The 26,214-nt window shown below is 59.0% G+C and carries 22 protein-coding genes; 16 read left to right on the top strand and 6 right to left on the bottom strand.

Features of this window, described 5'->3' with window-relative positions; all coding sequences use genetic code 11:
* Positions 1 to 198, bottom strand: a 198-nt coding sequence (locus H4I99_RS20835) for an FAD-dependent oxidoreductase (protein ID WP_186663384.1), incomplete at its 3' end; no start/stop codon positions are given.
* A gap of 111 nt (positions 199 to 309) precedes the next feature.
* Here H4I99_RS20835 and H4I99_RS20830 point away from each other — a divergent pair.
* A complete protein-coding gene (locus tag H4I99_RS20830) occupies positions 310 to 1,203 on the top strand; it encodes a LysR family transcriptional regulator (protein ID WP_163898554.1) in 894 nt (297 codons plus the stop codon).
* On the opposite strand, the gene H4I99_RS20825 is transcribed toward H4I99_RS20830, so the two are convergent.
* On the bottom strand, positions 1,191 to 2,096 hold the full coding sequence (locus H4I99_RS20825) for a LysR family transcriptional regulator (RefSeq protein ID WP_163898550.1): 906 nt from the start codon (positions 2,094 to 2,096) through the stop codon (positions 1,191 to 1,193). The genes H4I99_RS20830 and H4I99_RS20825 overlap by 13 nt on opposite strands.
* Positions 2,097 to 2,232: 136 nt before the next feature.
* On the opposite strand from H4I99_RS20825, the gene H4I99_RS20820 reads away from it, so the two are divergent.
* From H4I99_RS20820 to H4I99_RS20795, 6 genes are all read left to right on the top strand, one after another.
* Entirely contained in the window at positions 2,233 to 3,159 is a 927-nt protein-coding gene (locus H4I99_RS20820) for a serine hydrolase (RefSeq protein WP_163898547.1), read from the top strand.
* Positions 3,156 to 4,124: a prolyl aminopeptidase gene (gene pip, locus H4I99_RS20815; RefSeq protein ID WP_163898544.1), complete on the top strand. Its 969-nt coding sequence runs from the start codon at positions 3,156 to 3,158 to the stop codon at positions 4,122 to 4,124. Before H4I99_RS20820 ends, pip begins: the two co-directional genes overlap by 4 nt.
* A gap of 161 nt (positions 4,125 to 4,285) precedes the next feature.
* On the top strand, positions 4,286 to 5,884 hold the full coding sequence (locus H4I99_RS20810) for a peptide ABC transporter substrate-binding protein (protein WP_163898541.1): 1,599 nt from the start codon (positions 4,286 to 4,288) through the stop codon (positions 5,882 to 5,884).
* Positions 5,885 to 5,995: 111 nt separating this feature from the next.
* On the top strand, positions 5,996 to 6,919 hold the full coding sequence (locus H4I99_RS20805; protein WP_099061327.1) for an ABC transporter permease subunit: 924 nt from the start codon (positions 5,996 to 5,998) through the stop codon (positions 6,917 to 6,919).
* Positions 6,912 to 8,036 carry an ABC transporter permease subunit gene (locus tag H4I99_RS20800; RefSeq protein WP_163898538.1) on the top strand — a complete coding sequence of 375 codons (1,125 nt, stop codon included), beginning with the start codon at positions 6,912 to 6,914 and terminating at the stop codon, positions 8,034 to 8,036. Before H4I99_RS20805 ends, H4I99_RS20800 begins: the two co-directional genes overlap by 8 nt.
* Position 8,037: 1 nt before the next feature.
* Positions 8,038 to 9,636 carry an ABC transporter ATP-binding protein gene (locus H4I99_RS20795; protein ID WP_163898535.1) on the top strand — a complete coding sequence of 533 codons (1,599 nt, stop codon included), beginning with the start codon at positions 8,038 to 8,040 and terminating at the stop codon, positions 9,634 to 9,636.
* A 57-nt stretch (positions 9,637 to 9,693) separates the two neighbouring features.
* On the opposite strand, the gene H4I99_RS20790 is transcribed toward H4I99_RS20795, so the two are convergent.
* Together H4I99_RS20790 and H4I99_RS20785 are read right to left on the bottom strand one after the other, a co-directional pair.
* Entirely contained in the window at positions 9,694 to 10,740 is a 1,047-nt protein-coding gene (locus H4I99_RS20790) for an NAD(P)-dependent alcohol dehydrogenase (RefSeq protein WP_163898532.1), read from the bottom strand.
* 34 nt (positions 10,741 to 10,774) lie between these two features.
* On the bottom strand, positions 10,775 to 11,173 hold the full coding sequence (locus tag H4I99_RS20785; RefSeq protein WP_163898529.1) for a (R)-mandelonitrile lyase: 399 nt from the start codon (positions 11,171 to 11,173) through the stop codon (positions 10,775 to 10,777).
* A 576-nt stretch (positions 11,174 to 11,749) separates the two neighbouring features.
* Here H4I99_RS20785 and repA point away from each other — a divergent pair.
* The 3 genes from repA (at position 11,750) to repC (ending at position 15,374) form a co-directional block, all read left to right on the top strand.
* The gene (gene repA, locus H4I99_RS20780) at positions 11,750 to 12,970 is read left to right on the top strand and encodes a plasmid partitioning protein RepA (protein ID WP_186663382.1); all 1,221 of its coding nucleotides are present in this window, start codon (positions 11,750 to 11,752) and stop codon (positions 12,968 to 12,970) included.
* Positions 12,971 to 13,026: 56 nt separating this feature from the next.
* On the top strand, positions 13,027 to 14,007 hold the full coding sequence (gene repB / locus H4I99_RS20775) for a plasmid partitioning protein RepB (protein ID WP_163898525.1): 981 nt from the start codon (positions 13,027 to 13,029) through the stop codon (positions 14,005 to 14,007).
* A 152-nt stretch (positions 14,008 to 14,159) separates the two neighbouring features.
* Complete coding sequence (repC, locus tag H4I99_RS20770) at positions 14,160 to 15,374, top strand: plasmid replication protein RepC (RefSeq protein WP_163898522.1); 1,215 nt, start codon at positions 14,160 to 14,162, stop codon at positions 15,372 to 15,374.
* A gap of 151 nt (positions 15,375 to 15,525) precedes the next feature.
* On the opposite strand, the gene H4I99_RS20765 is transcribed toward repC, so the two are convergent.
* The gene (locus H4I99_RS20765) at positions 15,526 to 16,584 is read right to left on the bottom strand and encodes a site-specific integrase (RefSeq protein WP_244625204.1); all 1,059 of its coding nucleotides are present in this window, start codon (positions 16,582 to 16,584) and stop codon (positions 15,526 to 15,528) included.
* Positions 16,585 to 17,268: 684 nt separating this feature from the next.
* Here H4I99_RS20765 and H4I99_RS20760 point away from each other — a divergent pair.
* The 5 genes from H4I99_RS20760 to H4I99_RS20740 all read left to right on the top strand — a co-directional run bounded on the left by H4I99_RS20760 (position 17,269) and on the right by H4I99_RS20740 (position 24,717).
* Entirely contained in the window at positions 17,269 to 18,222 is a 954-nt protein-coding gene (locus tag H4I99_RS20760; protein ID WP_163898516.1) for a DUF1403 family protein, read from the top strand.
* 1 nt (position 18,223) lies between these two features.
* Complete coding sequence (gene scpB, locus H4I99_RS20755; protein WP_163898514.1) at positions 18,224 to 18,952, top strand: SMC-Scp complex subunit ScpB; 729 nt, start codon at positions 18,224 to 18,226, stop codon at positions 18,950 to 18,952.
* A gap of 447 nt (positions 18,953 to 19,399) precedes the next feature.
* On the top strand, positions 19,400 to 20,548 hold the full coding sequence (locus H4I99_RS20750) for an efflux RND transporter periplasmic adaptor subunit (RefSeq protein ID WP_163898511.1): 1,149 nt from the start codon (positions 19,400 to 19,402) through the stop codon (positions 20,546 to 20,548).
* Positions 20,549 to 20,550: 2 nt separating this feature from the next.
* Positions 20,551 to 23,691 (top strand): efflux RND transporter permease subunit, encoded by a 3,141-nt coding sequence (locus H4I99_RS20745; protein ID WP_163898507.1) that lies wholly within the window; start codon positions 20,551 to 20,553, stop codon positions 23,689 to 23,691.
* A gap of 420 nt (positions 23,692 to 24,111) precedes the next feature.
* Positions 24,112 to 24,717, top strand: coding sequence for a TetR/AcrR family transcriptional regulator (locus H4I99_RS20740; protein WP_163898504.1), 606 nt, complete (start codon positions 24,112 to 24,114; stop codon positions 24,715 to 24,717).
* 412 nt (positions 24,718 to 25,129) lie between these two features.
* On the opposite strand, the gene H4I99_RS20735 is transcribed toward H4I99_RS20740, so the two are convergent.
* The gene (locus H4I99_RS20735) at positions 25,130 to 25,420 is read right to left on the bottom strand and encodes a DUF1330 domain-containing protein (protein WP_163898501.1); all 291 of its coding nucleotides are present in this window, start codon (positions 25,418 to 25,420) and stop codon (positions 25,130 to 25,132) included.
* Between the two features lie 63 nt (positions 25,421 to 25,483).
* Between H4I99_RS20735 and H4I99_RS20730 the strand changes: the two genes are divergently transcribed.
* The gene (locus H4I99_RS20730; protein ID WP_163898498.1) at positions 25,484 to 25,936 is read left to right on the top strand and encodes a MarR family winged helix-turn-helix transcriptional regulator; all 453 of its coding nucleotides are present in this window, start codon (positions 25,484 to 25,486) and stop codon (positions 25,934 to 25,936) included.
* The last annotated feature ends 278 nt before the right edge of the window (positions 25,937 to 26,214 follow it).

Here is a 26,214-nt window from a genome sequence, read left to right as displayed (position 1 = left end):
TTTCGAAAGGCTTGGAAAGATGGAGGGTGCGGCAAGCGGCGCGACGTAGGAATAGCTGAGCTGACCGCCATTGGCGAAACTGGTTTCCTGCGCCGGCAGTCCGTTTCGGTCGACGATCGTGACTTCGTGTCCGTTACGCGCCAGAAAATAGGCGGTGGTCAGCCCGACGACGCCAGCGCCCAGAATGCAAATCTTCATAGTGAAAATCCCTTGCCCAATGGCGGGACTATGGCCAGAAGCCATGGCTTGAGCAATTTCCTTTGTTTCGTATATATATAAACGAAAGTTATGAGCTGATCGCGAGCCGCCGTGCTTCAACTGCGTCACATCGAAGCCTGCCATGCCGTCTTCCAGACGGGTGCAATCACCCGTGCCGCAGGGCTTCTGGGCATCAGCCAGCCCGCCGTCAGCAAGCTGATCAAGCATGCGGAGCAGCAACTCGGGTTCCGGCTTTTCGAGCGCATCAAGGGACGGCTTGTTCCCACCCGCGAGGCCGAGATGATGGCGCCGGAAATTGCCAAGGTCTTCGACCAGTTGGGGCATTTGCGCCGACTCGGCCAGAACCTTGCACCTCATGGACAGGGCCGGATCCGGGTCGGCTGCATTCCGAGCCTCGGAATGAGCGTTGTGCCAGATGCCATACAGCGCTTCCAGAAGGCGCATCCCGAAATTTCCTACGAAGTTCGCACCCAGCATACGGCGCAGCTCATCCAGAGTCTCATGGCGCAGGATCTCGACATTGCCGTTACCTTCGATCCCGAGCCGCATGTCGGTATCCGGGCGGAAAAGCTCGGGCACTCCAATCTGCTGTATGTCGGACCTGCAGGTGACCGGAACGCGCAGAGGAAGGAGATCCGACTCGCTGAAATCGATCCGCAACGTTTGATCGGTCTGATGGACAGCGATCCCGTCGGCCGGTTGATCGATCGGGAAATGCGGTCGGCCGGCATGGCTGCTGCTCCCGCGATCCAGGTGCAGACCCATTCCATCGCCTGCAAGCTTGCGGAAAAGGGGTGTGGCGCGACGATTGTCGATGCCTACACCGCTTCCTCGTTCAAAGACCGCGCTGTCGAGATATTGCGAATGAAGCCGGCCATCGGACTGAACACGGTCGTGCTTCACAGCGACCTCAGGGTGCTTTCACGCCACAGCGCGAGTTTCATTCGCTATCTGAAACAGGCCTGCAGCGCCTATTCCGATTGAGCGCTCTCTCCCTTACCTTTGCTTGCCGGGGGTGTCTTCAGAAGGGTCAGCAGCGAGAGGACTGCGCTGCGCAGGGGCTCCTTGCGGCGGTGGAAAACGATCAGCGGAACAGTCGGGACATTCCCGAGCGGTTTCCAGACGAGGGCGGGGCTCGTCAGCCGGCCGGCAGTCAGTGCATCGATGACACCCACCCCGCCGCACGCTTCCACCAGATGGCAGACAGTCGAGCAGAACGGCGCTTCGCAGGACAGATTGTATTTCAGGCCCTTGGCCCTAAACGCCTGCTGGATGACTGCGCCCATGGGCGACCATGCCGGATCATAGGAAACCAGCGGTTCGGCGGCGATATCCGTGACGCTCAGCCGATCCTTCGATGCCAGCGGATGATCCGGGCGCATCACCGCGCCGAGCGCCACGTCCATCAGCGTTTCCGCATGAAAGTCGGCCTTGGCTGGCACCGCCATCTGCAGGCCGATATCGGCCCGGCCACTTCTCACGTCCGCCTCAGGCTCCGTCACCCACAGGCGGAGATGTTTTCGCCAATTGTCATAGCCGGCTGTCGCCAGCCGCTCGGCAAGGAAGCCTTCGACGATTGCCGGCGTGGCGGAGATCGTCACCGGCGCGCGGGCAGCGCTCGCCAGCCCCTCGATGCGGGACCGAATTTCCGCCTGGGTGGTGAAGATCGGTGCAGCCTGCGCGAACAGGGAATGGGCCTCGGCGGTCGGCTCCAGCCGGTTGCCGACGCGCTGGAAAAGGGTGAGCCGCAGGCGGGCCTCGATACGTTTGATCTGAGCGCTGACGCTTGGCTGCGAGATTCCAAGGACCGCTGCCGTCTCGATCGTGGTCCCGACCCGCATCAGCGTGCCGAAGAGCTCAAGTTCCCGGAGATTCATGAGGATCCTTTTCGCAGGGACTATCAGCTGAGTAATAGAAGATGCCTTTTTAATTATTTTACACAATCTCCGATGCGGGGCTAGCTTTGTCCTCAGACGCCGATGGCGAAATGAGAATGCAGACAAGGAAATGCCCATGTTCTTCACCCAGACCCCGGAATGGCAGCAGCGCGGAGACAGGCTTGTTGCAAAGCTGCTGGAGCAGCTCTCCTCCCGTGGATTGCGCGAGGAACGGCTGGGTCTCGTGATCGTCACGCCGGAAAACGGCCGCCCCGTCGGATATTCCTGGCGCGGAGACTGGGTTTGCTATCCGTGCAGCCTCGTGAAGGCGTTCCATCTGGTGCACGCGCTGGACCTGCTGGATCAGGGCGTTCTAACGCCGCATGAAGATCTAGACCGCGCCATGCGCGACATGATCCTGTGGTCCTCGAACACCGCGACCAACTACGTCATCGACCTGATTACCGGTACGACCGGCGACACGCTGCTATCCGACACCGAATTCGTCGAATGGCGTGAGCGCAGGGAGGTGCTGAACCGCTATTTCCTGAACCTCGGATGGAGCGAATTCGCCGGCTGCAACATTACCCAGAAGCTGATGGACGACACGCGTTACGGACGCGAGGCGCAATATGCGGGGCGCGACCGCTCCTATCTCAATGCTCTCACGCCGCTTTCGGCCGCGCGCCTGATGTGGGAGCTGTTCGAAGGCAGCCTACCGCTTTCCGGCGCCTCACGTGTCCGCGCCCAGCAGGAGTTGCGTCGCGATCTGGCTGGCCCGGAGGCGACCAATTCCGGCTATCAGGTCGTCGAGTTCCTCGGGGGTGGTCTGCCGACCCACCTGCCTTACTGGAGCAAGGCCGGCCACAACACCTGGACCGGCGATCCCCACGCCTCCTATTTCAAGCATGACATGATCCGCTACCAGCCCGATGAGGGTCCGGCGGTGATCGCAGTAGTAATGACGCAGGGTAAGGAACTGAGCGTTGATCACCCCCAGGCCTTCCACGATATCGGCTGCATTCTGGCCGAACATCTGGCCGAGGCGGAGGTTGCCGCATGACGGAAACCGTCGATACGACGCGCCGCGGCCTGTACCCTGTCATCGAGCCTTTCGACTCCGGTTTTCTGCAGGTCAGCCCGTTGCACCGTATCTATTATGAGCAATGCGGCAACCCTGACGGAAAACCGGCACTCGTGCTGCATGGAGGCCCCGGAGGCGGCATATCTCCGTTCCTGCGACGTGGCCATGACCCTGAGCGCTATCGCATCATTCTCTTCGATCAGCGTGGTTGTGGCCAATCCACGCCCTATGCCGAACTGGCCGACAATACCACCTGGGACCTCGTGGCCGACATCGAGACGCTGAGACAGCATCTCGGCATCGAGCGCTGGCAGGTCGTCGGGGGATCGTGGGGCTCGACGCTGGCGCTTGCCTACGCCATCACTCATCGGCTACGCGTGACCGAACTGATCGTGCGGGGCATCTTCGCGGTACGCACGGCGGAAGTGCGCTGGTTCTATCAATCCGGCGCGAGCTTTCTCTATCCCGATGCCTTCGACCGGTATCTGGCACCAATCCCTGAAACTGAGCGCGACGACCTGCTCGCCGCCTATTACCAGAGGCTAACGGGCGGAGATGCGGCGGGCCAATTGGAGGCTGCCAAGGCTTGGAGCGCCTGGGAGGGCGCGGCACTAAGCCTGATACCGGACCCCGAGCGCGAGGCATCCTTCGCCGAGGAGGAAACCGCCGTCGCGCTTGCCCGGCTCGAATGCCACTATTTCGTTAATGGCGGTTTCTTTGTCCACGACGGATGGCTGCTCGATCAGGCGTCGGGGCTGGAGGGACTGCCGGGTGAGATCATCCAGGGCCGCTATGATCTGGTGACGCCGATGCAGACCGCCCACGATCTGGCCAAACGCTGGCCGGACGCCACCTTCACCATCGTTCCCGATGCTGGCCATTCTGGCGTGGAACCGGGCATCGCCGATGCCATGGTTCGCGCAACCGACCGCTTCGCTTCATGAACACACGTCGCTGGAAAACCGAAGCGACGACCCGCCCTTGCGGTTACTGCAGTTCTCCCGGACTGCTGGGCCGTCTGCCGAGCGCCGGCAATACCGGCGCTGCCTCCCCTGCCGATCCGGAAAGATCAGCCACAAATATCACTAACAAAGAGGGATCCTGCATGACATCACATCATAAATTCTCGTTGCGATCGCTGCTTCTCGGTTCGGCGCTGGCCTTGCTGCCGGTAGCATTCGCGCCGGCCGCGCTCGCCGAAACCGTTCTCGATCGCGGCAATGTCGACGACCCGGAATCCATGGACCCGCATCGCACCTCGACGATGGCCGAAGGCAATCTCATGCGGGATCTGTTTCTCGGACTGACCGCCCATGATGCCGCTGCTCGCACCATTCCTGGCGCTGCGGAAAGCTGGGAAGTCTCGGAAGACGGCAAGACCTACACCTTTCATATGCGTGCGGACGGCCGCTGGTCCGATGGCAGCCCGGTGACGGCCGAGGACTTCGTCTATTCCTGGCGTCGTGTGGTCACGCCTGAAACGGCTGCCGAATATGCCTATATGCTCGCTCCCGTGGTCAACGCGGAAGACATTACCGCCGGCAAGAAGAAGCCCGAGGAACTCGGTATTTCGGCCAAGGACAAGCTGACGCTGGTCGTGACGCTGAATGCGGCCACGCCCTATTTCCTCGACATGCTGAGCCACCAGTCGACCTATCCGGTCAAGCGCGAGAATGTCGAAGCCTTCGGCACCGATTTCACCAAGCCCGGCAATCTCGTTTCAAACGGTGCCTACAAGCTTGCCGGGTTCGTGCCGAACGACCACATCACGCTCGAAAAGAACCCGGAGTTCTATGACGCTGCCAATGTGGCCATCGACAAGGTGAACTACTATCCGACGGCCGATAACGCCGCGGCCGTGAAGCGTTTCGAAGCGGGTGAACTCGACGTCAACCGTGACTTCCCCACCGAACAGACCGCTGACTTGAAGGCGAAGTTTGGTGACGAAGTGCGCGTCGGGCCGATCCTCGGCACCTATTACTACGGCTTCAAGACCGACAAGGCTCCGTGGGACAATCCGCGCCTGCGACAGGCGATCTCGATGCTGATCGACCGCGACTTCCTCACCAAGAAGGTCTGGCAGGACACGATGCTGCCCGCCTACTCCTTCGTGCCGCCGGGCATCGAGGGCTACACGGCTCGCGCCCCGGAATATGCCGAAAAGGCCCAGATCGACCGGGAGGACGAAGCCGAAAAGATCCTGACCGAACTGGGTTATGGCCCCTCCTCGCCGCTGAAGATGGAAATCCGGTTCAACACCTCGGACAACAATTCGAATACCGCGGTTGCCATTCAGGAAATGCTGCGTCCGTTCGGGATCGAGGTTTCGCTGGTCAATGCCGACACCAAGTCGCATTACGGCCTGCTCGAGGCCAAGGGCAATTACGATGTGGCGCGCGCCGCATGGTATGCCGACTACGTCGACCCGGAAAACTTCCTGGCCCTTTGCAAGACCGGCACCGGCAACAACTACACGCAGTATTCCAATGCGGAGTATGATGGCCTGCTTTCCAAGGCGGCTGCCGCCGAACCTGCCGAACGCCTGAAGCTCTTGTCTGATGCCGAGGAAATCGGCGTCGCACGCGATCTCTGCGTCATGCCGCTGATGTATTACAGCTATCACAACCTCGTTTCGGCGAAGGTCGGCGGCTGGCAGGAAAACGTGATGGATATCCATCCCTCGCGCTTCCTGACGCTGAAATAACAAAAAGCGAAGGGCTTGCCTCCGTCTGTTTGCGGGGGCAAGCATCCCGGCCTGTCGTCGCGGCCATCGCCGTGGTGATGACATCCGCCTGTCTCCTCATGTGAGCCCACCATGATCCGTTATGTCCTGCGGCGGCTGTTGACCGCCATCCCGACGATCTTCGTGATCATCACGCTGTCGTTCTTCATGATGCGCGTCGCTCCGGGCGGGCCATTCAATCAGGAACGCGGCCTCGATCCGGTGATCCGCGCCAATCTGGAACGCGCCTATCACCTCGATCTGCCGCTATGGCACCAATATCTCATCTATCTCGGCAATCTCGCGCGCGGTGATCTCGGGCCGAGTTTCACAATGCCGGAATTCACCGTCGCCGAATTGTTCATGGCGGGATTGCCGGTCTCCGTGCAACTTGGAGGCCTCGCGCTTATCCTTGCGCTCGTTCTCGGCGGTGCGCTCGGTATTGTCGCTGCTCTAAGGCAGAACCGCGCTCCTGACGTTGCCGTGATTGCTGTCGCGACCGCCGGCAGCACGATACCGACCTTCGTCATCGCACCGCTCTTCCAGCTCTTCTTCGCGTTGACGCTGAAATGGCTGCCCGTTGGCGGCTGGGGCGATGGCGCCCTCGTCAACAAGATCGGGCCGGTGGTGACGCTGATGCTGCCGCAGCTTGCCATCGTTGCCCGGCTGATGCGGGGCGCGATGATCGAATCCCTGCACGCCCATCATATCCGCACCGCTCGCGCGATGGGTCTTTCGGATCTTTCCATCGTGCTTCGCCATGCCCTGCGCTCGGCATTGCTGCCGGTCGTCTCCTATGCAGGGCCTGCCGCCGCGGCCCTGCTCACCGGGTCGGTGGTGGTCGAGACGATTTTCTCGATCCCCGGCATTGGCCGTTACTTCGTCGATGCTGCGCTTAACCGCGATTACACCGTCGTCATGGGAGGGGTCGTCATCGTCGCGGTCTTCACCATCCTCTTCAACCTCATCGTCGACATCCTCTATGCGGTGATCGATCCGAGGGTTCGCTATGAATGAGAATACCGCTTTGACGGGCGAGAGCCCTGCAGTCGTCGGCCGTTCGCTTTGGGGCTATGCCCGCTCGCGCTTCGCGCGCAATCGCGCGGCCATGGCCAGCGCCGTCTACCTGTTGCTGATGGCGGTCGTCTGCGTCTTCGGTCCGATGCTCCTGCCGAACAGCTACGAAGCCATCTACCAGAACTACACCCGGGTGCCACCCAGCCTTGCCCCCTACCCTACGGCCGACATGATCGGTCCGGCCATCGAGGAAGCCGTCGCTCGCGCTCGGTTGACCCTCGCCGGATGGGAGGAAAAGGACGGACGCGTCGAGATACGCCTCTCCTCGAAGGGCGATATCGATCCGCGCGTGACTCGCTATATCGACCGCTCCGATCTCTTGGAGGACGCACAGGTGAAGACAAGCGTGTCCGGTTCCATGACGATCTCGGCTGCCCTTGAAAAGCGCTATTTTTTCTTCGGCACGGACAGTACCGGCCGTGATCTTCTGGCACGCACGCTGATGGCGGGGCGGGTGTCGTTGTCCATCGGGCTGCTCGCGGGCCTGATCGCTGTGGTGATCGGCGTCTTTTATGGTTCCGCCGCCGGTTTCATCGGCGGTAGAACCGACCAGGTGATGATGCGCATCGTTGATGTCCTTTATTCACTGCCCTTCATATTCTTCGTCATTATGCTGGTCGTCTTTTTCGGGCGGAATTTCCTGCTGATGTTCGTGGCCGTCGGAGCGGTGCTGTGGCTGGACATGGCGCGCATCGTGCGCGGCCAGACACTTTCTCTGCGCCGTCAGGAGTTCGTGGAGGCTGCTGAGGCGCTGGGCGTTTCCCACGCTCGTATCCTGCTGCGCCATATCGTGCCCAATCTGCTCGGTCCCGTGGTGATCTACATGACCCTGCTCGTGCCACAGGTCATCATTCTCGAAAGCTTCCTCTCCTATCTGGGCTTCGGAGTGCAGGAGCCGATGTCGAGCTGGGGCGTGCTGATCGCGCAGGGCGCCCGTTCGATGCCATCGGCCAACTGGCTGCTGGTCTTCCCGTCGGCCTTCCTCATCACCACGCTCTTCGCGCTGAATTTCATCGGCGACGGCTTGCGCGATGCTCTCGATCCCAAGGACCACTGACATGACCCCGGACGCCAATGACAAGCCCGTCCTTCTCGCGGTCGAGGATCTGCGGGTCGGGTTTCAGACCGATGAAGGTTCTGTAGAAGCCGTGCATGGCATTTCCTTCCATGTTCGCCCCGGAGAGACAATCGCCATCGTCGGCGAGAGCGGATCGGGCAAGAGCCAGTCGATGATGGCTGCGATGGGCCTTTTGCCGAGGAACGGACGCGCGACAGGTCGCATTCTGTTCCACGGCGAGAACCTCGTCGGGATGAACAAGACGGCGCTGAACCGCATCCGTGGCGACCGGATCGGTATGGTTTTCCAGGAACCGATGACCTCGCTCGATCCCCTCTATACGATCGGCAGCCAGCTCATCGAGCCTATCATGCGGCATCAGCGCATCGGCAGGAAGAATGCCAGGGAGCGGGCGCTGGAGATGCTTCGGCTTGTCCGCATCCCGGATCCGGAGAGACGGATGGATGCCTATCCGAACGAGATGTCGGGCGGGCAGCGTCAGCGCGTGATGATTGCCATGGCGCTTGCCAACAATCCGGAACTCCTGATCGCCGACGAGCCGACGACGGCTCTCGACGTGACCATTCAGGCGGAGATCCTCGACCTGATCGCCGACCTGCAGGCGCGGCTCGGCATGGGGGTGATCTTCATCTCGCATGACCTCGGCGTGGTGCGGCGCATCGCGCAGAGGGTCTATGTGATGTGCCGGGGCGATGTCGTCGAATCCGGGCGGACTGCGGAGGTGTTCGACAATCCGCAGCATGACTATACCCGTGCGCTGATAGCGGCCGGGCCTTCGGGATTGAAACAACCCCATGCCCTGGATGCTCCCGTGGTCATGTCCGCTTCAAATCTGGATGTGTTCTATGGACGCGGAGCCTATCGGCGGCAGGCAGTCGCGGATGCGGGGCTGACCCTGCATCAGGGTCAGACCATCGGCATCGTCGGTGAGAGCGGTTCGGGCAAGTCGACGCTGGCAAGAGCTTTGCTGAGACTGTTGCCCTCGTCTGGCCGGATACGCTTCGATGATAGGGATATCTCGGGTTACGACCGAGCACAAATGCGTCCGTTGCGCCGGCAGTTGCAGGTGGTCTTTCAGGATCCCTTCGGATCGCTCAGTCCCCGAATGACCGTCGGGCAGATCGTCACTGAGGGGCTGACCGTTCACGAACCGGGCCTTAGCGCCCGTGAGCGGGATATGCGCGCCATTAGGGCGCTGGAGGAGGTTCACCTCGATCCGGTAATGCGCAACCGTTATCCGCACGAATTTTCAGGCGGGCAACGCCAGAGGATCGCTATCGCCCGGGCGATCATCCTGAAGCCTCGCGTCCTGTTGCTCGATGAGCCGACCTCGGCGCTGGACCGGCAGGTGCAGAAACAGATCGTCGATCTCTTGCGTGACCTGCAGGCCGCACATGCGCTTTCCTATCTCTTCATCAGCCACGATCTGGCAGTCGTTCGCGCCATGGCGGACAGAATTCTTGTGATGAAGAACGGTCGGGTCATTGAGGATGGCCCTGCCCTTTCGGTGCTCGACAGCCCACGGGAGGATTATACCCGGACGTTGATTGCCGCAGCATTTCCCGGAGGCGGAGCATAGACAATTTCACAGAGAATGGATCACGGCCCTATACAAAGGCCGTGATCACTCGAAGACTTAAAGCGTCGCGTTGTCTATGACGAAGCGATATTTGACGTCGCTCCTCTGCATGCGGTCATAGGCTTCATCGATCTTCTGGATCGGGATTATTTCGATGTCCGAAATGATCCCCTTCTCAGCGCAAAAATCCAGCATCTCCTGTGTCTCTGCGATGCCGCCGATAAGCGATCCTGCGATCGAGCGCCGCTTGAAGATTAGCGGGAAGATGTTCGGCGACGGATGCGGATGTTCTGGAACACCAACTAGAGTCAGGGTCCCGTCCCTCTTCAGGAGATTGGTGAAGGCATCGAGATCGTGGCTGGCGGCAACGGTGTTCAGAATGAAGTCGAAGCTCGTGGCGTGTTTCGCCATTTCGTCTGCGTCCTTTGAAATCACGACCTCGTCGGCGCCGAGATCGAGTGCTGCCTGTCGTTTGCTTTCGGATGTGGTGAAGGCGACCGTATGCGCGCCCATGGCATGGGCGAGCTTGATGCCCATGTGTCCCAGACCACCGATACCGACGATACCGACTTTCTGGCCTGGTCCAACCTTCCAGTGCCTGAGCGGTGAGTAGGTAGTAATGCCGGCGCAGAGGAGTGGTGCGACGGCAGCAAGCTGATCTTCCGGATGGCGGATCTTCAGGATGAACTTGTCCCTGACCACGATGGTGTCGGAATAGCCGCCAAGGGTGTGCCCCGGCTCGTCACTGGTTGCGCCATTATAGGTGCCTGTGAAGCCGTGCTCGCAATATTGCTCGAGACCCTCGTCGCAGGCATAGCAATGCTGGCAGCTATCCACCATGCAGCCGACCCCGACGGTCTCGCCGACCGTGAATTTCGTTACTGCGTTGCCGACGGCGGTCACATGCCCGACGATCTCATGGCCCGGCACGCATGGGTAGATCGTGCCACCCCACTCCGAACGGACGGTGTGCAGATCGGAATGGCAGACCCCGCAATAGGCGATCTTGATCTGCACGTCGCTCGGACCCGGCTCGCGGCGCGAGATGTTCATGGCCTCAAGCGGTTGGTTGGCAGCATAAGCGCCGAATGCTTTCGTATGCATAGGTGAGTTCCTTTCGTTGGGATTGCCAGTCTCTTCAGCGAGCGGAGTATTGCTCGTCGCTGACATGCTCCATCCAGTCCACGACCTTGCCGTCCTGCGCCTCCTGGATCGCGATATGGGTCATGGCAACGGTGGGAGACGCCCCGTGCCAATGTTTCTCTCCAGGTGGAAACCAGACGACGTCACCGGGACGGATTTCCTCGATCGGTCCCCCTTCCCGCTGTACAAGGCCGAGCCCGGAAATGACGATCAGGGTCTGACCGAGCGGGTGGGTGTGCCAGGCGGTTCTGGCGCCGGGTTCGAACGTGACGGATGTTCCGGCAACGCGAGCGGGTTCCTGCGCCTGGAACAGCGGATCTATCCGCACCGCGCCGGTAAACCACTCGGCAGGTCCCTTGCCCGAAGGTCGCGTTCCAACTCTCGTGATATCCATCAAACCACTCCTGCAGGGTCGCTTGCCATACGGAAAGCCGAAAAAGGCGTTGCCGAAGAACGATAGGACCCGATCTTTGTTTCGATTATTCAACGCACCGGGATTGGACCTATATCGGAGTTCAATGAATGCGGTACGAGCACGCCGGCGATGGGCCGGCGCCGATAATGGTAGCGGATGCAGTGAATTTTACCAAGGGGCGGAGGACACCTCTCTGGCGGGCCATTCTTCAGCGCGGCGACTCGATGTGTTTTGCTTGCGGGCCAGTGAGTCGCGCGATTTTATGTTTTTCGGTTTGTTTTCAGATGAAGAACGGGTCCGATTGGCTGTCAAACGGCTGAAACGGCCTGTGGCTGTTGCCGGTGAAATCTGCCCCAGGGTCGCACATGCGACTCAGCTTAACATTCTGAATATCAATCAGAATATCGAGCTCTGCGGACGGTTCTCCGCAGCCGTCGCGGCACTTTGTTAGTAGTGTATTAACTCTATTTCCCTTGTTTGAGGTCGAGAATCGCAGATAATAACGGTTAAGTGCGGGCATAGGCCTGAATATCGTTATTTGAGAGCGACAACCCCATGAACGCGAAACCATCAATGGCTGCGAGCCAGCCCGCTCATTTTGAGGACGAGATCCTCGAACAGGGCGATTTGATTTCGAAGAAACTGCATCTACTCAGCATGCAGCGTTTTCCGCCGAATGCCAAGAAGACGCTTCGCCAGTTCACCATGGCAGAGGTCGCCAATTATATCGGCGTGTCGCAGAGCACGTTGAAGAAGCTTCATCTCGAAGGCAAAGGCCCCCTGCCCGACACTTCGTCGTCGGGACGTCGGTTCTATACGGCTGAGCAGATGCTTGAGCTTCGGCGTTATCTCGACGAGCACGGCCGTTCGGAAAGTCGCAACTATGTTCCCCATCGGCGGGCGAACGAAAAGCTGCAGGTCATCGCAGTCGTGAACTTCAAAGGCGGCTCCGGCAAGACGACGACGGCAGCCCATCTCGCCCAATATCTCGCGCTGACCGGCCATCGCGTGTTGGCGGTCGATCTCGACCCGCAGGCATCGCTCTCCTCGCTGCATGGTTTCCAACCGGAACTGGATCAGACGCCCTCGCTTTACGAGGCAATCCGCTACGATGAGGGAAAGCGTTCCATCCGGGATATCATCCATCCGACGAATTTCCCCGGGCTCGATATCGTGCCGGCCAATCTCGAGCTTCAGGAGTTCGAGTACGACACGCCGCTCGCGATGTCGAACAAGTCGAGCAATGAAGGCAAGACCTTCTTCACTCGCATTTCGCGAGCACTGGCCGACGTTGACGATCAGTATGATGTCGTGGTCATCGACTGCCCTCCCCAGCTCGGCTACCTGACGATCACCGCGCTCACTGCCGCGACCAGCGTGTTGATCACCATTCATCCGCAGATGCTGGATGTGATGTCGATGGGCCAGTTTCTGCTCATGCTCGGCGGGATCCTGAAGCCGATCCGGGAGGCTGGCGCTGAGGTCAATCTCTCCTGGTATCGCTATCTGATTACCCGGTATGAGCCGACGGATGTGCCGCAGGCGCAGATGGTGGGCTTTATGCAGACGCTCTTCCATCAATACGTTTTGAAGAACCCGATGCTGAAGTCGACGGCGATATCGGATGCAGGGATCACCAAGCAGACCCTTTACGAGGTCGACAAAAGCCAGATGACCCGCTCGACCTACGACCGGGCGCTGGAGTCCTTGGATTCCGTCAATGAGGAAATCGCTCAACTCATACATGCGGCCTGGGGAAGGCCGGTTGTCGGCTGACAAAAACGGAGATTTCGCTTTTGTTTTCAGTTATCTACCTTGAATTGGAGTAGTGGATGGCGCGTAAAAACCTCTTGGCGGGCCTGACCGACGCCGACGAGCCGGAAGCTTCGCCGGCCGCTGGCAACTATCCGATGCGCGGTGCATCCAAGAATATGATCCGTTCGCTGGATGAACTGGCCAAGCAGGCCGAGAAGTTCCTGGAGGGCGATGCTGTCGTCGAACTCGACCCGGAAACCGTGGATGGGTCCTTCGTGTCCGATCGGTTGGAGGATGGCAACGAACAGTTCGAAGAACTGAAAGCGGCAATCGAGGAGCGGGGGCAGGACACGCCGATCCTGGTGCGCCCTCACCCAGTAACGACAGGCCGCTACCAGGTGGTTTTCGGTCACCGGCGTCTTCGTGTCGCCCGCGAGTTGGGCCGCAAGGTCAAGGCGGTCGTGAAGCCGCTGGACGACCGCACGCATGTCATTGCTCAGGGGCAGGAAAACTCGGCGCGTGCCAATCTCTCCTTCATCGAGCGGGCTGCGTTTGCGCGCCGACTCATTGAGCTTGGATATGACCGAGCGGTGATTTCGTCAGCGCTGGCCGCGAACGCAGCTGCGGTCTCGAAGATGGCATCGGTTACCGAGCGTATTCCGGAAAGCCTGATTGTCCAGATCGGGGCGGCTCCATCCATCGGACGTGAGCGTTGGGTGGAGTTGTCCTTACTGATTGGCAAGGATGGCGCTCGGGAGAAGATCGGCGGTCTGGTCGAGAGTGAGGACTTTATCGCATTAGGATCGGACGAGCGCTTCAATGCGCTTGTAGCAACCCTGAACAAGGCCGGTAAACCGGTGAAAAAAGTTGTGCCTGCGCTCAAGCAATCATGGCAGGCGAAAGATCAGCGGCTCTCGGCCGAAATCATCAATACAGGGAGAACGTGTACCGTATCGCTCAAGGCAAAGGCTGCCGGAGAATTTGGACGCTTTCTTTCAAACAACCTGGATCGGCTTTACGCCGAATTTCAGGAGCAGGGCTTGAACGAAGGAGATTGACCAGCAAAAGAAAAAGGCCCCCGAACGTTGCCGTAGCGGAAGCCCTTCTCGTGTGTAGCAACTTGAGAATCACATTTCCGCAAATCATAGTCAAGAGTCTTGGCGCCGTTTCGGTGAACTAATTTCTTTTGCCTGCAAGAGGGTGAAGAAAAATGCCAGGTCAGACTATAACGACGCCGTTTGGGCGGCGAACGATTACGCTTGCCTTGATCAAGGGCCAGCTGGAAAGTGCCGATGTGCCCACGGGAAAGACCGTCGATAAATGGCGCGTCTATCGGGACGCATGTGATGCCCGTACCCTGCTCGGTCTCAGGGACCGGGCGCTTGCGGTGCTTAACGCGCTCCTTTCATTCTATCCGGAGAGCCATCTGTCTGCGGATGATAATCTCATTGTCTTTCCATCGAATGCTCAGTTGACTGCTCGTGCAAACGGAATTGCCGGCACGACGCTCAGGGAAAATCTGGCTCTGCTTGTCAAGGCGGGCCTTATTCATCGCAAAGACAGCCCTAATGGAAAGCGGTACGCCCGCAAGTCCGACGGTGGAACGATTGAGGATGCTTACGGTTTCAGCCTGGCTCCGCTTTTGGCTCGCGCCGACGAACTGGCACAGCTTGCCCAGCAGGTCGTCGCGGAGCGAAGAAGCATGCAGCTACATCGGGAAAAGATCACAATTTTGCGGCGAGACATTCGAAAGCTTATTACGGCGGCAATGGAGGAAGGAGCATCAGGGAATTGGGCGCAGGTGGAAGACCAATACATCGAGATAGTCAGCGGCGTCGCAAAGGCCAAGACCCTGGGTGAGCTTGGAGCAATACGGGAAGATCTGGAGCTTCTGTATGGGGAAGTCGTCAACATTCTGGAAATGCAGATAAAATCACAAAAAAACGACGGCAATGCTAACGAATGCCGTCATCACATACAGAATTCAAATACCGAATCCAGCAGTGAAATTGAACCTAGCTCCGAAGATGAGCAGGGGCAGCCGTCGGCGGGAAATCCGGTACGTTTGCACGAGCGGATAAAGACTTTTCCCTTGGGTATGGTGCTCAGGGCATGCCCTGAGGTTGTCGCATACGGTCCGAGTGGGGGGGTGGCAGATTGGCGTGACCTGATGTCGGCCGCTGTTGTGGTTCGATCCATGCTTGGGGTCAGCCCGTCGGCCTATCAGGAGGCTTGCGAGGTCATGGGGCCTGAAAACGCGGCCGTGGCTGTGGCATGTATTCTGGAAAGGGCGGGGCATATCAATTCTCCGGGCGGTTATCTGCGGGATCTGACCCGTAAGGCCGCGCGGGGTGAGTTTTCTCTCGGGCCAATGATCATGGCACTTGCGAGATCCAATCCCGCTCCGGCGACAAGGGCGTCTTAAGCATGTCGCTTAGAGAGTGGCCGACGCGTTCCGGATGAGGAGGAAACGTGGTGTGTTACAACATCAAGATTTTGGGAGACACGGCATTGGCAGAGTGCTCCGGGAGCTAACGATGGACGAGAAACGCTTGCGAGAGAGTCGTGATGAGGGATCAGAGACCTGCGGCTTTCGTGAGGTTGATGCGGAATCGATCGCGCCGGCGCTGATAACGCCGGGTCATTTCTGCGGACGCATGACCGAGCTGTTTCTGGACATAGCGTTCATCAACTTCGGCGGAGGAGGCCAAGCCGGCACGAAGGGAATGGCCGGCGAATTTCTGCAGGCGTTCGGCCTCGGAAAGATCGCCGCGAACACCGGCGGCCATCGCCGTTCTCTTTACCAACCGGGCAACTTCCTGGTCGTTGAGGCGATCGGCGCCAACGGATTTTCCCTGTCCTGTCACCCGACGAAAGAGGGGGCCCTTCGCCAGCCGCGCAAACTTGATCCAGGTTTCTATTGCGGCGATCGGACAGGTGGTGTCGGCGGAACCGCGGCCGACTTCAACCTCTCGCCAGCCGGTCTTGCCGCGCAACGTGACGAGCATTCCCTTGTCAAGAATTTCGATCCAGCCCTTGCCATCTTCCGTCTGGTCGCGTCCGAGATCGAGGCCGACGATTTCGGAGCGTCGCAGACCGCCGGCGAAGCCCAGCAAGAGCATGGCGCGGTCGCGCAATCCCCTCAACGTACCGCGGTCGAGGGTCTCCAGCATAGCGATGATGTCTTCCGGGAGGATTGCTTCCTTCTGCCGGGGTGGTGCCGCGTGGGTGTTGCGAATGCCGACGAGAACCGTGGCGATGTGCCGGTCCTTGCGGTCGAGAGAGAGACCGCGCTGCGTGTAGTTCCAGCTGAGCGAGGAGAGCCGTCTTTCAATCGTCGAGACCGAGTTCGGCTTGGCGCCACGTTCGACAGTACCAGACGCGCAGGCGGTTATGTAAAGGCCGACAACCTGTGGGCTGGGTGGCAGCAGCGCGAGCCCCTGTCTGCGGCACCATGCCGAAAAATGCTTCCAGTCCGACGAATAGGCGCGACGGGTATTCGCAGAACTCGCCGCGTCGACATAGGTGCGGGCTCGTTCCGTCAACTGCTCCAGATGCGACGATAGAATACCCGGCGAGGTAAGCTCTACCGCCGCCGGCAGGTCGGAAACAGACCCTGCTTCAGGTGCGCTCATAGCAGCCGGAGAGGGGAGGGGATGGTCTTTGTTCGAGTTTTCCATTCGGACCATTTTGTGTTGCCGCGCGTCCCAGGGGCCGCAGACTGCTTGTTCCCCGCACGCGGGGCAGGTGATTTGCTTCAGATTAAGGCGTGACGCCAAGAGTGACAAGTTGATTGGCGTTTGGGGCAGTCCTACTCATTCTCGGAGCAATCGGCAAACGTGAGACCGGATTGCCTGGAACTCCCGAGCGGTTTGTTCAACCACAGCGTGGTTGCATGAATATCAAGGTAAGGCGTTGCCATATCCTCATATGGGTCAATGCTCGCGGTTGAGACGTCTACGGCCTACCATCGGTTCGTGGAACGGTGCTCAAGGCTTAAAGCCTTGTTACTCGTGAGGAGTTTCCCTCAAGGGATCACGGGGGGCCGAGCGAACAGCTCGGTTGGATGAGCAGGTTCAACGGCTATAGAACGGCTCCTAAAAAGAGATCGTCTTACGCAGATCTAGTCGTGCCAAAATGCGCTTGCGATCATTCTGTTCGACGAAACAAACTTTTCGCTACCGCTTCCTGCTCATTTTCATAAATAGAGACATAAGACTGATAATGCAACATTATCGATCATAAATAGATGATTACGAACCGTGCGGTTTAACGAAAATAATTGATATTAACCGCGCGTTCGGTGTAGCCTTTCCTTCATGGATTCGTTGCCGGCTCTACCCAATTCCGCTTTCCCCGTGTCATTCCATCTTCCGGCGTGGGCGACGTCGCGCGGGGGTGAGGCGATCGAGTCGGACGCAGCGTTTTCCGCCGGTATCGCCTTGAAAACAATCGATGATCTCATTCGATTCCAACCCGTGTGGTCGGGATGCTGGCGAAACCGTCAGGCGTTGTCATGCGCTGTCGAGACGGTGAGGCTGATGGGGAGAAGGGAGGCTGAAGGCGACCTGCGCGATGCCGTATTGCTGACTTCAGCCGGGGATGATCCGGGGCCTGCTGGAAAGGTGTTTCTTGCCTTCAAGAGGTTGGCCGGCCAGAGAGGTGGAGTCACTTCGAAGGTTATTGCCGAAATCGTTGGACAGCTGGGCCTTCCCTCCGATGAGCGGCTTCTCCGTTGCGTCGACCTTTTCGATGATGCGTTGCAATCCGGTCGAGCCGTTCCCTTCGCCGTGGCCGGATTAGTGACGGCAATCTGCGCTCAGCATCCTCGCGCGGAAATACTTGCCTGGTGGTTGGCGGACTGGCTGGTCGCTGCAAGGCTGAAATGGGAGCGTCCCGTGCCTTTGCTGATGGCTGAGCGCTATGGCCCTGCATTCCGGACCATCGGAGGCAGGGGGCGTGTTCGGCCCGGCGATGAGGCTTTTGGTCGCGCGGTCTGTCTTGCTCTCGTCGACGCAATTTGCGGGTCTTTGAGGGTGGCTAGCGATATCGCCCGCCGCGCTGACCGGCTTCTTGCCGCTGCTCCGAAGGTTCGAACCAAAGGTGGCGACGCCGTTATCAGGAAGCTGCTCGATGAGGATGCTGTTGCTGCTTCCTCGTCGGGCACGAACCTTTCGCGCTGGGCGAGCACCAGATTGTTCGAGCGCCTTGAGAGTTTCGAGGCTGTTCGCGAACTCTCTGGGCGATCCTCATTTCGTCTCTACGGGTTGTAAGATGGCGGGATCGAACGTAGCCAAATCCGCACAGGGGCGCGGCCGTACGAGGGCAAGGGACGAGGTGCTGCTCGACCGCGAGCTGGAGGAGCTGCCGCAGGATCTGCGCTGGCGCGAATGGATGTTGCGGGTCGAGGCGGTGATCTTCGCATCTGCTGAACCAGTTGCGCGGGAAACGCTTGCAAGAGTGGTGGGAAGAGATTGCAGTATCGATCTTCTGATCGACGACTTGCAAGAGGAACTGCGCAGCAGGCCTTACGAACTCGTCTATGTCGCTGGAGGCTGGCAGCATCGCACTCGACCGCGGTATGCCGATACAATTCGCGCTTCCTCGGTGCCAGCACGGTCTGTCGCTTCTGCGCTTTCAGAAACCGAAGCGATGGTGTTGATGGCGGTGGGGTATTTCCAGCCGGTCACACGCGCGGAACTCAGCAAGATATTCGGCAAGGAAATCTCGCGTGATACGATCAGTGCCCTGCGCGGCGCTGGCTTCATTGCCTCCGGACCGCGCTCTCCGACGGCCGGAGCACCTTATACCTATGTCACAACAAAGCATTTTCTCTCCGCTTATGGTTTCGAGACCCTCCGTGATTTGCCGGATATCGAGGCACTAGAGGATGCGGGCTTACTCAGCCGCCGTGTCGATGATGTGGAAGGCGAACCGCTGGAAGAGACAGGGGAGATACCGGACGAACAGATCGAGCCGACGGACGAGCCGGATCTTACCTGAGCCGATAAGGCCGTAATCGATATGTCGCCGGTTATAACAATGGCTGTCGTTCCGCATGCTCATGCCGGTTTCGCGGATCGTGCAATCGTAAAATTTCACCTTTACAAACGTTACGTATGTATATTATTGATGCCTGCCCTTGAACATGAGCGAGGGCTGTGAATGATTTACGGTCATGTCCGGGGTTTGTTATTGCACCGTTTCCCTCGTCCCTCGGCAAGAGAGGGCTGCTTCCTCACGGGTGAAAGGACTTCTCAATGGCGAGCATTTCCATGGTAAAATGCGGGTTCTCGCCATGGCAGCGCCGAAACGCAGCTTTTTTAGAAGCAGGATCATATGCCGGGTCGAACCAGCCGCTACTGAAAAGGTGTTCATGACTGAACGGCCACAAGAAGAGCCAGCACGCATGGCCACCCCGCGAATAGATTTCCTAGAGAAAGGTTAGACATGTCTAGTAATCCCATATGGACGATCGGACGCGGCGTCGCGCTTGCTGCTCTGATCGGCACCCTGCCTGTCGCGGGTTACGCCCAGCAGCAGCCCTTGCCTTCGGTCACTGTCGAAAAGGTGAAGGTCGAGGATTTCACCCTGACTGCCCGCTTGCCGGGCCGCGTCAAGGCTTCGACGGTCGCGGAAGTTCGCCCGCAGGTTTCGGGCATTATCCGTGACCGGCAATTCGAGGAAGGCGCGCGCGTCGAAGCAGGCCAGCCGCTCTACAAGATAGAGGACGAAACTTATGTCGCTGCCGTCGCATCGGCCAAGGCGGCTGTGGCGCAGGCGCAGGCAAACTACGATCTCGCCGTGATCGAGGCCCGCCGTGCAGAAGAGCTTTTCGCCAACAAGAGCGGTACCGCATCTAACCGCGACACTAAGCTCGCAGAGCGGAGCAAGGCCGAAGCAGCGCTCCAGGTTGCGCGCGCTGGACTGACGACGGCGGAAATCGATCTCGACCGGACCATTGTCCGAGCTCCAATCGCCGGGGTGATCGGCTTCTCCCAGACGACGCCCGGCGCGCTTGTCGCCGCCCAGCAGACGACCGCGCTCACCACGATCCGTGCGCTCGATCCGATTTATGTCGATGTCACGCAGTCGGCCACCGATCTCCTACGCTGGAACGCCGTGCACAAATCGGATTCGGTGCGTGTTTCGGGCATTGCGTCTATGATACTGCCGAATGGTGAAACCTATGCCCTGAAGGGCGATCTCAAGGCCGCCGAGCCGCAGGTCGAGCCGACCACAGGCATGGTCACATTGCGCATCACATTCGCCAACCCCGATCAGCTGCTGTTGCCGGGTCTTTATGTCGAAGTCGAGTTGCCGCAGGACACTGCTAAGGATGCTGTTCTTGTTCCGCAAAGTGCGGTCATGCGCAACGCCAAGGGCGATGCCTTCGCTTGGGTGGTAGAGGACGGCAAGGTTGCTGTGCGCACGCTTTCCATCGTGACCGGTTCCGGCAATGTCTGGGTCACCAATGGTGGTTTGAAGGCTGGAGACCAGCTCATCACTTCTGGCTTCCAGAAGATCGCACCCGGTGCGGCTGTACAGATTGCCGAAGAGCCAGCGGGTGAACAGCAGGCTGCGGGCGGGAGCAACTGAGGATGGCGCGTTTCTTCATCGATCGCCCCATCTTCGCATGGGTCATCGCGATCATCATCATGGGTCTCGGGGTGCTTTCCATCCTTAGGCTGCCCATCTCGCAATATCCCTCGATTGCCGGACCGTCCATCGTCATCGGCGCGACCTATCCCGGAGCCTCGGCAGAGACCGTAGCCGATACCGTCGTGCAGATCATCGAAAAGGATATGACCGGCCTGGACGGGCTGCGCTATATCAACTCCTCGACCACTTCGACTGGCCGAGCGACGATAACGCTGACCTTCACGCTGGGGACAGATCCCGACATCGCTCAGGTGCAGGTGCAGAACAAGCTTAGCCAGGCCGAGGCAAACCTCCCGGAGGCAGTTACCCGCCAGGGTGTCACCGTGGAAAAGTCAGCGACTGGTTACCTGATGGTTGTCGGTCTGATTTCGGAGGACGGTTCGCGTACCGCAATCGACCTCGCCGACTATCTGAACTCTTACATGGTTGAGCCCATCTCGCGCCTTTCCGGCGTCGGTAAGGTCGAGGTGTTCGGTTCCGAATACGCGATGCGTATATGGCTCGATCCGCAGAAGCTGAAATATTACGATCTTTCGGCTGATGCGGTTGTTTCTGCAATCAAGGCCCAGAATGCGCAGATTTCGGCGGGCAGTTTTGGGGCGATGCCCGCACCGCAAGGTCAGCAGCTGAATGCGACTGTTACCGCCCAGTCATTGCTCAAGACGCCCGAAGATTTCGAGCGGATCGTGCTGCGCGCCGATACGGATGGCGGGCTTGTACTTCTGCGTGATGTAGCCCGCGCGGAACTTGGCGCCGAGAACTACGAAATCTCGAGCTTCTACAACGGCAAGGCCGCGTCGGGTATGGCGATCCAGCTTGCCTCCGGTGCAAATGCGCTCGAGACGGCGGAACTGGTCAAGGCGAAGGTAGCCGATCTGGCGGAATTCCTGCCGGCCGGGGTGAGCTACGTCATTCCTTATGACACCACACCGTTCGTCACCCTCTCGATCGAGGCTGTCATCCACACCCTCATCGAGGCCATCGTACTCGTCGTTCTGGTTATGCTGCTCTTCCTGCATAATTTCCGAGCAACACTGATCCCGACGCTCGCCGTGCCGGTGGTGCTTCTCGGCACCTTCGGCATCATGGCCGCCCTCGGGTTCACTATCAACACGCTGACCATGCTTGCCATGGTTCTAGCTATCGGCCTCCTGGTGGACGATGCGATCGTGGTGGTGGAGAACGTCGAGCGTATCATGCGCGACGAGCATCTCGATCCTGTCGCAGCGACGAAGAAGTCGATGGGCGAAATCTCCGGAGCTCTCATCGGTATCGCCATGGTGGTTTCGGCCGTTTTCGTGCCGATGGCTTTCTTCGGCGGTTCGACAGGGGAAATGTACAAGCAGTTCTCCGTCACCATCGTTTCCGCTATGGCGCTATCGGTTCTCGTTGCGTTGATTTTCACGCCGGCGCTTTGCGCGACCATGCTCAAGGCTCATTCCCCTGAGAACGATAAGGGTTGGGGGAAGAAGTTCGGCAACTGGTTCGAGCATTACTTCTCCAGGATAACTGCCGTTTATGGCAGCATCGTGCGGGTCACGGCCCGCCGCCCGGTGCGCATGGTTATCGTCTATCTGGTTCTGGTGGCAGCCATGGTCGGCCTCTATCAGCGCACGCCAACCTCCTTCCTTCCCGACGAAGATCAGGGGACGCTGTTCGCGATCATCCAGGCTCCGTCGGGCGGCACCGCTGAAAACACCGATAAGCTATTGCGCCGGGTTGAAGGCTACTTTCTGGGTGCGGAAGCCAACAATGTCGAAGCCGTATTCTCCGTAAACGGCTTCTCCTTCGCCGGTCAGGGCCAGAACATGGGCATGATGTTCATCAGGCTCAAGGACTGGGAAGAGCGCAAGGGGGCTGAAAACTCCGCTCAGGCTATCGCCGGCCGTGCTTTCGGTCCGCTGATGGGTGGTATTCGCGAGGCCATTGTCGTGCCGATCGTACCGCCGGCCGTTATGGAACTCGGCACCTCCAATGGCTTCTCGGGGTACCTGCAGGCGCGCTCGGGCCAGACCCACGAAGAACTGTTGGAAGCACGCAACGCCCTGCTTGGCATGGCGGCACAAAGCAACAAGCTGATGGCCGTTCGTCCCAACGGTGTTGAAGACGCCTCCCAGTTCGAACTCAACATCGACTGGGGTAAAGCCGGTGCCGTCGGCCTGAGCGCGTCGGATGTCGGATCGTTCCTCACCACGATCTGGTCGAGTTCCTACGTCAACGACTTCCTTTATCAAGGCCGGATGAAGCGAGTCTACGTTCAGGGCGAGCCTTGGGCCCGCACGGGACCGGAAGATCTGGCGTTGTGGCGCGTGCCGAACTCGAACGGGGATTTCGTAGACTTCTCCACCTTTGCTACGCAGGACTGGGTCTTCGGCCCGCAGCAGGTCAGCCGTTACGACGCCTTGCCAGCCATGCAGATTGACGGTTCGTCCGCGCCCGGGTTCTCGTCCGGTGACGCCCTTGTCGAAATGGAAAGCCTCGCCAGCAAGCTTCCGCCGGGCTTCAGTCTGCAGTGGACGGGTCTTTCATTGGAGGAAAAGGATGCAGGTGCCGGGGCACTTCCGCTCTATGCTCTCGCGCTGGCAACCATGTTCCTGTGCCTTGCAGCCCTCTACGAAAGCTGGACCATCCCGATCGCAGTGCTTCTCGCCATGCCGGTCGGTATTCTGGGTGCGCTTATCGGCGCCCAGATCGGCGGACAGTCGAACGGCGTGTACTTCCAGGTGGGCTTGCTGACGGTGGTGGGGCTGACTGGCAAGAACGGCATCATGATCGTGGAGTTCGCTCGCGAGCGGATGTCGCAGCTTGGCGAGTCGGCGTTCGAAGCGGTTTGCGAAGCGGCAAAGCTTCGCTTCCGCCCGATTCTGATGACGTCGCTTGCCTTCGGTCTCGGCGTCGTTCCGCTGGTTCTCTCAAGTGGTGCAGGTGCCGGAGCGCGTCAGGCGATCGGCTTTGCCACGTTCTTCGGTACCGTTACCGGAACGCTGCTCGCCATCGTCTTCGTGCCGGTGTTCTTCGTGCTCGTGAACCGGCTTTTCACCCGAAGCAAGCCGACCAAGACGGAAGAGGCTACAGCCTGAGGTTTTGCCAATCGCAGTCCCGGGTATGCGTATACCCGGGACTGCGATACCGCCCGCTTCAACTTCGAGGGGCGTATCGGTTTTCAGTTCTGATCGACCTGATCGGGAACGACGCTTTCATCAACCACTATCGAAAGCGGGAAGGCCGTATTTGCGTATGAGCCGTAGCCTCGCGCATGAATAGCTTTCAACATGGAAGGCAGCTGTCCCTCAGGGATGCTCAAGGTCAATTTCGGGTGGCATCCGAATCTGCCTTGCAAGATTGGCAAAGCTTGACAGCATGTTCGGGAAAGGTATGCCGCGCTGGCGTTTCGTCAATGATAACTGCGGCCTATCTGCTATCGACGGAATGTATTGGTCCGTTCCCGGATATCCGGCCTTTCGCTTGCCGAATAATAAAAACGAAAATGGAGAAACACCGTGAGGAGAACGAAAGAGCAGGCAGCGGAGACAAGTCGGCAGATATTGCAGGCAGCCGAGGATCTTTTTCTCGAAAAGGGCTACGAAGATGTAACGCTGGAGGAGATTGCCGCACTTGCCGGAGTGACGCGCGGGGCGGTGCATTGGCATTTCAAGAACAAGCAGGGTCTTCTGCTCGCTTTGCGCGATGCCGCGCAGGAGCCGTTTCGCATACTGGCTGATGAGCTTGCGCCGAATAACGGTGCGGCTTCCCTTAAGAAGCTCGGAGATATCATCGCGGACATTTTCGACCAGATGGAGAACGACCCACGTCAGCAGGGTCTGATCCGCGGCATGATACGATTGGACATCGCACTTTCCGAAAAGGACGAGCCCGGCGGCTCCACCTTCCGCGAGGAAATCAACAGCATCTTCGTCCGGATTTTTCAGGCGGTGGAGCGCGATACCGGCATGCCGTCACCATGGACCCCCCAGAAGGCGGCTTCCATGGTGAGTGCAACCATCAGCGGTCTCGTCATCGAATGGGCATTGGGGAAAGGGGGCTTCAATATTTCCCCAGACGGTAGCCTCTATATCAGGACGATCCTTGCCAGCCTTACAAAATGAGCTGATAGTTTTTTCATCATCGGTTAAACTCATGATCTGAATGGGTTCGCTCGACGCGAGCCGACCTCGTGCAGATGGAACAGCACCGCGATTTTCCATAGGCGAGCGTTGCCAGCCGCCTGGGAACGACGATGGCGATGCCCCTTCGAGTTTGGCCGCAAGAAGGTGGTATGCGCCGCACTGTTCGAGCCGTGGTGCAGGATCACGACCTCCTCCAGCAGCGACAGTGCAACGTATGCGGTTCGTGGTCGAGCACGGCGCCGACGACTTCGGCAAAGGCTTTCCGAAGTCTGGTAGCGGCCGGCGACAATTCGGTCATGGGTTCGACCATGGATTCGACGCGAAACGAGCGATGCGGGGCAGCTTGCTATATTCAATCTTTGGCGTGGGTGCTTCCTTTGGCGTGGGTGCTTCAGCCGGCTTCGACCACGAACATTCGCGCTTCCTGGGCTTCCCGACGTTCGGCCTTGATCGGCGCGTACCGCTCAGAATTGTAGAAGGTTAGCGCTTGGGCCAAGGTCGGGAACTCGAACACGCCGGCCATTGGCAGAGGTGCGTCTTCGCCTTCAAGAACCTGCGCAACACGACCGAAGTGGAGAATACGCCCACCAGCCTCTTGTAGGGCCGCCTGAAAGCGTGGAGCGAGCGCCGCCTGCTTGGCGGGGTCTATGACACGCAGATTTATATGCACGTACGCGGGCATGACAAGTCTCCTAATAATGCATATACAGTATTTGGAGATAATGGACTTGTCTAGGGTGCAGCAGTGAGCAGTTTTGATCCAGAATTTTTGAAGGGCGTTGCAGCGGAATGTCCGGGCTTTCAGGTCCGTGCCGCAGCGCGTGCAGTCACGCGCTATTACAACGCTTGCTTCAAGCCTTTCGGGCTGACGGCCGAGCAGTTCAGCCTCTTGGTCGGGATCGGAGCGGGCGAGGGAGCTACACTCGTTGATCTCGCGGTCAGCGCAGGGGTTGATGCGACCACGCTTAGTCGAAATGTTCGAAACCTGGAGGCGCGAGGTTTGGTTCGCGCTGAAGGCGGACGTGGCCGCTTGGGAAAGCGGCTAAACTTGACCGATGCCGGGTGCAACCTCATGGTCGATGCCTTTCCCATATGGAAAGCGGCTAAAGCGGAGCTGTCCCGCAACATGGGCGATGAGCAGCTTCAGTCAGCAATACGGAAAATGGCGGAGTTAGCCAAAGCGGCGGCCTTCGCGTAGGATTCCGTCAGCTTCCGCAAACGACCCCCTGAACACGAGGCGAGTTTCCAAGAAGGGGTCCGTTCGCGGTCGGTCCCGTCTTCTCCTTTCAGTCTTTCTTGTTGAGTGGTTGTCCCGGACGCTAGAGCCATTTTTAATAAGGCCAATACTGACGTCGTCACGTCGAAAGCGATGCATCCTATATATACAAACGTTTCGTTTGTATATATAGGATGGGTGAGGTGAAGGAGGCATTCTTTGCTAGCCGCCCATTCAGTTTCGTTCGATGACCATTGCGG

It is taken from the genome of Paenirhizobium daejeonense (assembly GCF_014280875.1).
GTDB lineage: Bacteria > Pseudomonadota > Alphaproteobacteria > Rhizobiales > Rhizobiaceae > Allorhizobium > Allorhizobium daejeonense.
This window is presented reverse-complemented; position numbering and strand designations above follow the sequence as displayed.